Annotated in this window: 9 protein-coding genes; 4 read left to right on the forward strand and 5 right to left on the reverse strand. The window is 60.2% G+C overall.

All coding sequences use genetic code 11. The features are described 5' to 3' along the window. The first annotated feature begins 58 nt into the window (after nucleotides 1-58). The gene (locus AOM45_RS50355; RefSeq protein WP_162185768.1) at nucleotides 59-1,033 is read left to right on the forward strand and encodes a pentapeptide repeat-containing protein; all 975 of its coding nucleotides are present in this window, start codon (nucleotides 59-61) and stop codon (nucleotides 1,031-1,033) included. A 462-nt stretch (nucleotides 1,034-1,495) separates the two neighbouring features. On the opposite strand, the gene AOM45_RS46510 is transcribed toward AOM45_RS50355, so the two are convergent. Beyond that, a complete protein-coding gene (locus tag AOM45_RS46510; protein ID WP_156094411.1) occupies nucleotides 1,496-1,726 on the reverse strand; it encodes a hypothetical protein in 231 nt (76 codons plus the stop codon). Between the two features lie 475 nt (nucleotides 1,727-2,201). On the opposite strand from AOM45_RS46510, the gene AOM45_RS46515 reads away from it, so the two are divergent. Then, a complete protein-coding gene (locus AOM45_RS46515) occupies nucleotides 2,202-3,407 on the forward strand; it encodes a pentapeptide repeat-containing protein (RefSeq protein ID WP_162185767.1) in 1,206 nt (401 codons plus the stop codon). Between the two features lie 701 nt (nucleotides 3,408-4,108). Next, entirely contained in the window at nucleotides 4,109-5,680 is a 1,572-nt protein-coding gene (locus AOM45_RS46520) for a GmrSD restriction endonuclease domain-containing protein (RefSeq protein WP_030473176.1), read from the forward strand. Nucleotides 5,681-6,554: 874 nt separating this feature from the next. Here AOM45_RS46520 and AOM45_RS52075 read toward each other — a convergent pair. Then, nucleotides 6,555-6,776, reverse strand: a complete 222-nt coding sequence (locus AOM45_RS52075) for a hypothetical protein (protein WP_162185766.1) — start codon at nucleotides 6,774-6,776, stop codon at nucleotides 6,555-6,557. A 44-nt stretch (nucleotides 6,777-6,820) separates the two neighbouring features. Here AOM45_RS52075 and AOM45_RS46525 point away from each other — a divergent pair, with 44 nt between their 5' ends. Continuing rightward, nucleotides 6,821-7,897 (forward strand): NsdA family TPR-like regulatory protein, encoded by a 1,077-nt coding sequence (locus AOM45_RS46525; RefSeq protein WP_500789588.1) that lies wholly within the window; start codon nucleotides 6,821-6,823, stop codon nucleotides 7,895-7,897. Here the strand turns inward: AOM45_RS46525 and AOM45_RS51595 are convergent. From AOM45_RS51595 to AOM45_RS46530, 3 genes are all read right to left on the reverse strand, one after another. Further along, complete coding sequence (locus AOM45_RS51595; protein WP_156094410.1) at nucleotides 7,894-8,751, reverse strand: hypothetical protein; 858 nt, start codon at nucleotides 8,749-8,751, stop codon at nucleotides 7,894-7,896. The genes AOM45_RS46525 and AOM45_RS51595 overlap by 4 nt on opposite strands. A gap of 32 nt (nucleotides 8,752-8,783) precedes the next feature. Next, on the reverse strand, nucleotides 8,784-9,248 hold the full coding sequence (locus AOM45_RS51600; protein ID WP_156094409.1) for a hypothetical protein: 465 nt from the start codon (nucleotides 9,246-9,248) through the stop codon (nucleotides 8,784-8,786). Between the two features lie 223 nt (nucleotides 9,249-9,471). Next, nucleotides 9,472-10,120, reverse strand: a 649-nt coding sequence (locus AOM45_RS46530; protein ID WP_174517977.1) for a transposase, incomplete at its 5' end; no start/stop codon positions are given.

A 10,120-nucleotide genomic window follows, 5' to 3' on the forward strand; every position in this document is an offset into this window, starting at 1 on the left:
GCCTGCATCACTGACCCGCCGCAACCGACAGGGTGCGAACTGGCCGGCGATCACGTCTTTGATCACCGCGTTGACTGCGGTAGGGGCGCTGGTGTTCACGGGGCTATCACTCAACGCGACCCGTCAGCAGGTTGCCGTCGCCGAACAGAGCCAAGTCACCGACCGCTACACGAAAGCTGTCGAGCAGCTCGACAGAGGAGGCGACGATCACCTCCAAGTGCGCCTCGGTGCCATCTACGGCCTGGAGCGGCTGGCGCAAGACTCCCCACGCGACCAGCCGACCATCATCGAAGTCCTCTCCGCCTTCATACGCACGAGTTCGCCAGTCCCGATCATCCCCACGCCACAAGCTTGCAAAGGTGAAGCTCTCGACTCCACGAATCAGCCTCTCGGTCCCTGCCGCGAGCTACATCTCTGCCCAGAGAAGCCCCCCAGCTCTGATATCCAGGCAGCACTTACTGTCCTGGGTCGCCGGAACGCCGCATACGACAACCACACCCCGGTGGACCTGCGCGGCACGTGCCTGCGCCGCGCGCAGCTTCATGGCGCGAATCTCAGTGGCGCACGCCTCGACTGGACGAACCTCCTCTTCGCGGACCTCAGCGGCGCGGACCTCACCGGCGCGACGCTCAGTCACACATATCTTGGCGATTCGAATCTCACGCACGCGGACCTCAGCCGAGTGGACCTCACTCGGGCGCTCCTGTTCGCGGCCTCGCTCAGCGACGCGACTCTTGTCGGCGCAAACCTCACTCACGCGGAGCTGGGCTACGCGAAGCTCCAGCGAGCGAACCTCACCCGTGCTGACCTCCGAGGTGCGGACCTCACGACTGCTGGCAGCACACCGGAACTCCCTTCTGCGGACCTCAGCCACGCGAACCTCACTGACGCACGCCTCGAGGATTCGTACCTCAACAGGGTGAACCTCACCGGTGCAAACCTCAGCGGCGCCGATCTCACCGGCGCGTACCACCACTCCACCAATGTCACGGATGTCCAGACAGACGCCCAAACGCGCGGCAAGTGGTGGTGACCGACAACCGCTACAGCAGCACGCATCAGGTGGAGTCAACGTGTCAAGCATCAGCCGAAACACGACAGCGCTGTCGCTGCAGCCGCGTTCAAAGTTTCTTTTCTTCATCAAGGCGGCCCCCTGCGGGGGCCGCTGGTCGTTCGTGCCCTAGCCCGTCGCGGAGTTCAGCCCCGGACGGTGTTGTTCGGCGCCTCCAAGCGGGCCTGGCGGCCCGCGTCGGCGCCGACGAGGCAACCGGGACTGTCCGCGACGGACGAGGCCACGACCAGCGTCCCCCACAGGGAACCGCGGAGTATGAAAGCAGTCGCAGAGCATCATCCCGACATTCCATGATCAACCACGGCCAGCGGCGCCGCCTCAAGACTGGGAAGCATGTCTTGACCCAGCACCATTGCCCGCAGGGACCAGGCCGCGTGTCGGAAGGATGTCCGAGCCGTGGGCAGTCCAGAGAGGCCCTGATTCTCAGTCGGAGCCCTCTCCGGGGCGGACGCCCTCGCCAGCAAGGTATTCCGTGAAACCCCTAATCTCGTCCAGCACTTGACCTGCGGGGTAACTGGTCATTGCGACCGTGTCGGCTACTGCCTGAAGGTTGCCCGCTTCGTGGTAGCGGATCGCTTCTTCGATCTGCTCCAAGGTCTTGCGAGCATCCTTGCGCATCTCTTTGAGTCGAGGCGTTACCTCATCTGCTGACATGTGCCGTTGCTCCCTCGCCTGGCGATGACATGACGCTCCAGGCTAGGGCAGACCTAGGCGTTGCATCGGTTGGGACGAGCGCCAGGAGAGCGGCTTGATCGAGCTGGGCACGGCGCTCGGCTGCCGCGCCTATGGACAGCTCGCCGCCTTGGCGGCGTCGACCAGCCCACAGGCTTGCCCACGGAACATGTACGGAACAGAGTGCGCCTACGGAACGGCCGGCATGGCTTTAAGCCGCAGGTCAGAGTCATGATCGGCGCATTTTCCAGTTCCGCATGATGGAACTCTGGGCTGATCGTCCGCAGACTTGCCATCGGGAATCGTCATGACCCGTGAGGCGGGTTGTTCGGACCGCAGCGACCTTGTATGACGCTATGTCATGCGTCTGTGGCGATCCGTCAAGCACGCGCCGCGGCCTCAGATGAGGCTTGGCATCCATGTTGCCCTTGTTCTGGTAGTCGCAGTGGGATCCGCAGTGGTCATCGGAGCGGTGCTCTGGTGGCTGCTGGGTCGTCCGCCATTACGCCAAGCAGGTGGCTGGACAACCGCCAACAGCTTCGATTTCGCCAAGATCGTGCTTGCCCTGATCGGTGGGGTAGGTGCGGTGGTGGCTCTGGTCATCGCCTACCGCAAGCAGCATTTGGGTGAAGCTGCTGAACGACGTGAGGACATCAAGCTTTTCGCCGAGCGGTTCACGAAGGCATCGGACCAGCTTGGCAGCGACAAAGCACCGGTCCGACTTGCTGGCATGTATGCGCTGGAGGACTTGGCACAGGGCACACCCAGCCAGCGACAGACCATCGTCAACGTGTTATGCGCCTACCTCCGCATGCCGTACGACCCTCCCATGCCATCTAAGAATACTGCCACCGAGCATGCCGCAGACGTCGGTGCTCAGCTCCTTGCACCAGCTGAGCACACGTCTTCAGCGACGCCGGAATTGCTGAAACAGGAACTCCAGGTTCGGCTGACGGCTCAGCGCATACTTGCGGATCATCTACGGCCGGGCTCCAGTCCCCGCAATCCCATGACGGCCTACTGGGGCACGCCAGACGCCGACATTGATATTGATCTGACCGGGGCAACTTTGATCGACTTCAAACTGGATGACTGCCGTATCGGAACCGGTCGGTTCGAAGGGGCGACGTTCAGCGGGTGGGCCAGGTTCGACAGGGTGACGTTCGCCGGGGATGCCTGGTTCAGCGAGGCCGCGTTCAGCGGAGATGCTGAGTTCACCAAGGCAGTGTTCAGCGGATACGCCTCATTCGGCCATATGAGGTTCAGCGGGGAAGTCAGGTTTGGCGAGGTGACGTTCCGCGGAGACACCTGGTTCGGCGGCACGACGTTTAGCGGCGACGCCTGGTTCAGCGCGGTGACGTTCCGCCGCGACGCCGAGTTCGGCGAGGCGATGTTCAGCGGGGACGCCTGGTTTGGCAGGACGACGTTCCGCAGGAACGTCGGCTTCGGCGAGGTGACGTTCCACGGGAACGTCGGGTTTGAAGAAGCACGAGTCAGGCTGGATGTCCGTTCGTCGACCAAGAGGAACTGGCCGAAATGCATGGTAGTTGTCGAGCCTGATACCGATGAGCAGGCACGGCTGCCCAACCGCCAAGGTAGATGGGGCTATTTGGAAGCGGTGACGGGTGAAGATCCACCAACTGCGGAGGAGCCACCGGAGTAGCGCCAGGTCAAGAGTCAGCCGTACAACAGCGAAGTACAGCAACTGCACCGACCAGGGGTGACCGTGAACGACTGGCATCGACTATCTGACCTCCACAAAGTCCAAGATCGACCGCCTTGTCAGTAGTTCGCATAGAGAAAGGTCGGATTGGGACGAGCGTGAGGTGACCGACCGGGTCAAGCCGATCTAGCGCCTGCGGAAAGGCACGCACTTCAGCATCCTGCAGACAAGATCACCTCCCCCCATTTGCCCCTCGTTTATGACGTCAAATGCCCACAAAGAGCCGAAGCCAACAAGAAGCCTCGCGGTCGTGAAGCCCCGGCTCACAACAACTATCGACAAATGTCCACAGTGGACTACGAAGCAAGATCCGCATACTTCGGGTTTAGGGGTCAGCCTGAAGCGCTCTAACTGCGGCCTGAATCAAGGTGCAAGGGTGAGTCGCAGGGGTGGTATCGGTTGGCTGGTTGGCAAGCGGTTGAGGCGCGCTGCGGGGATGCCGCCTGACCAGGACGCGGGACTTCGAGGCATCGTGCAATATCTGTGCCAAGGCAACTCGCCCGCCTAGCTTGCACCACTTTTCCGTCTGGTCGGAGTAGCTTCAGCAAGTTGCTCGGGCCAGGTCTGCGAGTTGCCGGAGGTGTGGGAGGGGCGGCACGTCGTGCATGTGTTGTTAATTTGGCGTCCATCAGGAGAGTGCAGTGGCGAATCTTTCAGTCGAAAATGCAATAAACGGACTTCTTGGCGGAAGGATCAGGATTCCGGCGTTTCAGCGCGGATTTGTATGGGATGCCGAGAGGGTTGCGTTCTTTATGGATAGCATTTATAAAGGTTATCCATATGGTTCGCTCTTGTTTTGGCGAACCAAGCATCCGCTGAGAACCGAGCGGAAGTTGGGGCCTTATGCACTTCCGCCAGGGGATCCTGATTACCCAATAGACTATGTTCTCGACGGCCAGCAGCGTTTGACCTCTGTTTTTGCGGTGTTTCAGACCAGTTTGCCGCAGGAGGATGCGGCAGGATGGATTCCGATCTACTTCGACCTGGCTGCAGATGAAGACGCCCAGGAATCTCAGTTCTTTGCCGTCAAGGACGGAGACGTCGATTCCAGTCGTCATTTCCCTCTGAATACGATCTTTTCCCCGTCGGCGTATCGGGCGGCGACACGTGATCTGGACGAGGGAACAGCTCTGCGGATCGATGCGATGCAGAAGCAATTTTTGCAGGCGAGCCTCCCAATTCAGACTTTTGAAACCGATGATCAGGCGAAGGTTGCGATCGTATTCGAGCGAGTAAATCGCTTGGGTATCCGGCTGGATGCTTTGCAGCTCCTCACGGCGTGGTCCTGGAGTGAGGATTTCGACCTTCAGGAGCAGTTTGATACGTTGTCGAGCGAGCTACGGCCGTTCGGCTTCGATTCCGTCGGAGAGGACCCGAACCTTTTGTTGCGCTGTTGCGCCGCTGTGGTTGCGGGTGATGCGTCGCCGGGAGCCCTCATGACGCTAAATGGGTCTACTGTGCGTAGTCGTTTTGACGAGATTAGAAACGGCGTTCGAGGTGCGATCGACTTCCTGAAGAACACGCTCAAAGTGCAGTCGCTTAAGACCCTTCCTTATAGCACGCACCTCGTTCCACTGTCGGTATTCTTTGCCGTACCGGGAAGTGGCTCGGTTAAATGCAGTGAGCATCAGCGACGTGAGCTGGAGCGCTGGTTCTGGAGGTCCTGCTTCTCTCGACGGTACTCAAGTGGCGTTCTTCGGAACCTGAAGACGGATATCGAGGAAATGGTCAATCTTCGGTCCGGCTCAGCGTCGACACTCTCGTCGTTCGCCTGCGAGATTGGGGAAGATTTCTTCCTTTCGAATAACCTTATTTCGGGAACGGTGAATTCTAAGACATTTATCCTGCTGCTTGCGCACCAGGCGCCACTCAGCTTTGTTAGTGGTCAGCCTGTTGCTCTGTCGGAAGTTCTGGCAGACTACAACCGAAGTGAGTTTCATCATGTGTATCCGCAAAAGTTCTTGCGGGATCAGGAAGTGTCGTCGAATGACATAGGCTGCCTGGCGAACTTTGCCTTCATTTCGGCTATTGACAACAAGATTCTTAGTGGCGATGCTCCTTCTGTGTACAAGGCCAGGATGGCGCAGGACAGACTTGACGATATTGCGGCCAGGGCATTTCTTCCCGAGGTGACATGGGCGGACAACTATGCGGATTTCCGTGAGCAGCGAGCAGTTTTGCTAACTGAGGCAGCTCGCGAGTTGATCACGTGACATCGGAATCGCCGTGGTCCGCGGAGCTATGTCGACCACAAGAGGCTCGCCGTGATGTTGCCCGAGCACCCCGGCAGCGACATAGTTGACCTGTCGTTGATTTGCCGGATCGGCTGCGTCTATGAGACGTCGAGGGCAAGTTCGAGCAGGTTGAGCCGCCGGCCGAGGCATGAGACACAGGTTGTGGAACATGTGTGGAACGTCGACAGCTGAAGACGGGTGAACTGCGCTTCCGTCACAGGTCATAGGCATGCCGCTACCGGTGCGGAAGCTCCGCACGATGGAACTGCGCGGCTAGACCTCGCCCACGCAGTGCCGTTCCGTTGTTCCTGCGTGAAGGCCCGAAATGCCGGTTGACCTGCTCTGATGCTGCCAACGACGTCAGCGCCGCAGGTCACCGTCTGCCGCTAACTGCGTCGGTCTGCCACGGCTCACGGAACATGCACGGAACAAGAAACGCCCCGAGCAAGATCATTGCTCGGGGCGTTCTCATATGAGCCTACCTGCGGAAACATCGTGTTCGGTGCAGCTGTCTGACCGACTCGATCGGGGCATAGCAAGGCTGCGCGGTAGAGCAGATCCGCCTGGCGCCCACTGCTCCGAAACTCACGATCAGATCCACTCGAATGGACTATTCAACGACTTTTTTTGAAAGTTCTGTCAACGAGGCGGCCATGCTGAGCATCGGAGCAGTGGCAAGGATCGACAGGTTGACTTCGCGCATGTCGTCCTCACCGCCCTTCTGATCCCGATGGAATGCCACACTGCATGAGCCTGCAAGCCGATACAACCCGCCGACTGGACTACGCGCGGACCGTAGCCCCCAGCGAATAGATCTTGCTTTCCATAAGATCGTGAAGACATTTCGGTTGGTTTACCGTTCGGAACCGCCCGCGCCTGTGTCCTCGTCTTCCACGCCGTCAGCAGGTTCGCCGAGCAGTTCCGTGATCTTCTGGTTGGACGTGTCCCGCTGACCGTCCATCACCTTCGCGTAGACCTTCAGCAGAACGCAACGCCCTACGTGTGCCGCACGAACACCGGTGGTTCCGTGCGGGTTATCGCGATGCGGAAACCCAAGCGCCGCAAGAGAAATCACTTTCCGACCTTGGTCTTGCCTACGCGGCCTCTCTCCCGACTACGGTGGAAGTCGTAGCCGAGCTTGGGAGGCACGACATGGAGCGCCGCACCTTCCTGTCCAGCGCGTTGTTCTCCGTCGCCGCATCGGTCGCACCGAGCCGAGACTGGTTGCTCGCCACCCTGGACGAGGCGACCACGGCCACCGGCAAGATCAGCACCGAGCAGGTCCAGGCGATCCGCCGCACCTTCGGTGTCTTCCAGGAGCTCGACGTGATGCGCGGCGGTGGCCATGCCCGCGAACAGCTCGCGTCCTACCTGACCTCGCACGTCGTGCCCCTGCTGAAGTCCAACGACCCCGAGACCCCGAACGGCGCCGCGCTCTACGAGGCAGCCGCGGAACAGCTCTACCTCCTCGGGTGGATGGCGTTCGACAACGGCGAGCACGCGTTGGCCCAGCGCTACCTGATCCAGTCGCTCCGCTTGGCGGAAGCCGCGGGAAGCCCGGATCTTGGCGCGCACGTTCTGGCTGGCCTTTCTGACCAAGCGACGCTGACCGGTGAGCCAGAGCAGGCTGTGCAGCTCGCGAAGGCTGGACGTGCAGGGCTTCTTGCCAAGGGCAACTCGACCGCGTGCCTCGCGGATCTCTACGCCCTCCAGGCCCGCGCCGAAGCTGCGATGGGGGACGGGAAGGCCGCTGCGAAGAGCGTGCATCTGTCAGAGACGGCGTTCGAGAACGTGTCCGTGGAGAACGAGCCGGAGTGGGCGCGGTTCATCGACCCGGCGTATCTCAATGGGGAGCACGCTCATACGTTCCGGGACCTCGAACGCTCCGAAGAAGCAGCACACTTCGCTGGCTTGTCCATCGCGGAATCCGAACGCCAAAACCGTGCGCGACGCGGGTCGATGGCACAGGCAGCGCTTGCTCGCGCGGCGATTAACTCTCACGACCTTGAAGCTGCAGCATCGGCAGGCATGGCTGCGGCAAAGCTTGCGGCCACGGTGAAGTCATCTCGTTCGGTCGAAGCAGTTGCTGACTTGCGCGCGCGACTTCGCAGTCACAGCGAGTCGCCCGCAGTAAAGGACTTCCTTGACGTCTCCGGTGCCCTGCTTCCCTCCATGGGGCCTGCTCATAATTCTTAGTAAGCGAGTTTTGCGTGAAACCTTCCTGTCGTTGTGCGGAGGATTTCACGAGCCTTTGAAAGCGATATGGAGCCGTCTCGTGCTTGCATTAGGAGCGTGAATAGTTCTTTCGTGTCGAGCACGAGGCCGCCAGCTCCGGCGAAAGCGTTGACGTCCTCATCTTTGCCGTTTAGTGTCAGCGGTCGCGAAGAAGGGTCTCTGCCAAGGAATTGATTGACTATATACCAGCAAGAGTCCGGCAGTCTGCCATTTTCTTGCATATATCGCGCGTTGAACCGCAAGAACTGGGTCAACGCTTCGGTCTTTGCTCCCTTCGTGTAGCCTTTAACTTCACCAAGCGCTATCCATCCTGGGGTGTCAGGAACGCTAATGTGCAGATCCTCCAAATGATCCCCATCCTTAGCAGTCTGATCCGCATCAACGACGACGAATTCCAGCTCTCGGAGTGAACGTATGACTGCGAACTTGAGCTCATCCGATTGAGATGTAAGTAGAGCACGTTCATACTCGTCGGCACACGCCTTGGCATCGCGAAGGCGTGATCTTAGAGACTGCTCAGCGGCGGCAATCTCTGCTAGATAGTCGGTGCGCTTCCTGTCGAGTTCGGCAATCTCCTGTCTTATGCTCACCTCTGTAGTTGTGCTCCATGTTTCACTTTCACTCCACAATGGCACGCCCGGAAAGATCTCTGGCGCCATCTGGCGCCAATGGGTGAGAGCGAGGCGCACCCATTTTTCGGGATCAGGGGTGCCTGCTGGAAGTAGCCAGGCCTCTGAGGCAACACTACGCTTGTATCTGCCAGCAAGGATCTTCCCGTCACCGGTGAGCATGAACGGCTCGATCTCTGGCGCCATTTCACGATTGTCGGGACCTCCTGAAGATGTGCTTATTGAAGGCTTTGCGCGGTAAAAGCGATGATGGCTGGATCTTTCCTTAAAAACCGGTTCAAGTTTTCATGGGTTAGCTCGCTTACTGCGTCCGGAAGCCCTTTTACTCGCCGAAGCTCCTCGCAGATATGGTAGGAGTCGACAGAAATCCTCCCCTTCCAGTTCCTGCGAGTCTCAATGCCAAACTGGTCAACGCCTCCGCTGTAGAAGTAGATGACAAAAAGATGACTCGCTGCGGTCCTGTATCCGTGAGGGTTATTAAGCTTGACTGTGAGCGGAATGTTAGTTATGAGTACATCCCACTCCGACTCGCGGACTTCCCAAATTCTATTGATCCTGCGCACTGTTGGCGCGACTGAAGCTAGGCTTTCTTTAAGGTTCGTGAATTTTTCATCGGTAAAGCCCATAATTAGAACGCGCGGGCGAGGGTTCTGATTGATGAGCGTTGTCTCTGCTTCTGTCAACCTGTCCACCTAGTTTCGGGGTCTCGCCCTGTCATACGCCTGGTCGCCTAGCCCGGATCTTTCGTGCCGGTGACGTCCTGGCTTGAGAGCGTGTCCGGTGGCTGTGGGGCTTCCTCCTTTCGGTGTTCAGGGTCGTTGCGGTGGCCCGTTGTCGGCCGGGTGCCGTCGGGTTCCACTGCCCGATGGAGGTGAGCTGCTGTTCGCAGGGACGGGTTGCGGCTGGTCAGGCCAGTTGCGGCAGGTTATGCAGGCGCTTGCAGGCAGTCAGGATCAGCTCGGTCCAGGGTGCGTGGCGGGCCAGTCGGAGGTGGACTTGCCGGGCGTGGCGGGCGATGCGGCCGGCGACGGAGAACACGCGTAGCCGCAGGCGTTTGGGCTCCCAGCGGCGGGCTTCGTGGCCGGTCAGGGCCAGCATCTGGGTCCAGGCCGTCAGCTCGACCGCGAGGGCGACGATCGCGACCCAGATCTGGTTGTGGGCGTAGCCGTGGAAGGGCAGGTTGGTCAGCCCGGTGGCTTTGGCGGCGCGGATGCGGTCCTCGGCGCGGGCGCGGCGGCGGTGACGTAGTTCCAGGTCAGCGAGTTGACCGCGGCCGGTGTTGGTGGCGAACGCGGTCAGGCGGAGCCCGTCGGCGTCGGTGAAACGCAGTTGTGCGCCGGGGTGCGGGCGTTCCTTGCGGACGATGACCCGCATGCCCTTCGGCCATCCGGACATCTCGAGCACGCCGGTGGCCTCGGCGACCCAGGCCCCGTCGCGCGGGGTGCGCTCGTCGTCGTAGGCCGGGGTCCACGCGTGTGCGGGGATGCGGGCCAGGCGTTCGACAGCGTCGTCGGACAGGGTGAACCCGACCGAGTAGCCCAGTTTCCTTGCGTGC

Source organism: Lentzea aerocolonigenes (assembly GCF_000974445.1).
GTDB lineage: Bacteria > Actinomycetota > Actinomycetes > Mycobacteriales > Pseudonocardiaceae > Lentzea > Lentzea aerocolonigenes.

Coding starts and splice junctions, on each gene's coding strand:
- AOM45_RS46510 (WP_156094411.1), bottom strand. CDS start 1,726: ATGTCAGCAGATGAGGTAACGCCTCGACTCAAAGAGATGCGCAAGGAT.
- AOM45_RS51595 (WP_156094410.1), bottom strand. CDS start 8,751: ATGGCGCCAGAGATCGAGCCGTTCATGCTCACCGGTGACGGGAAGATC.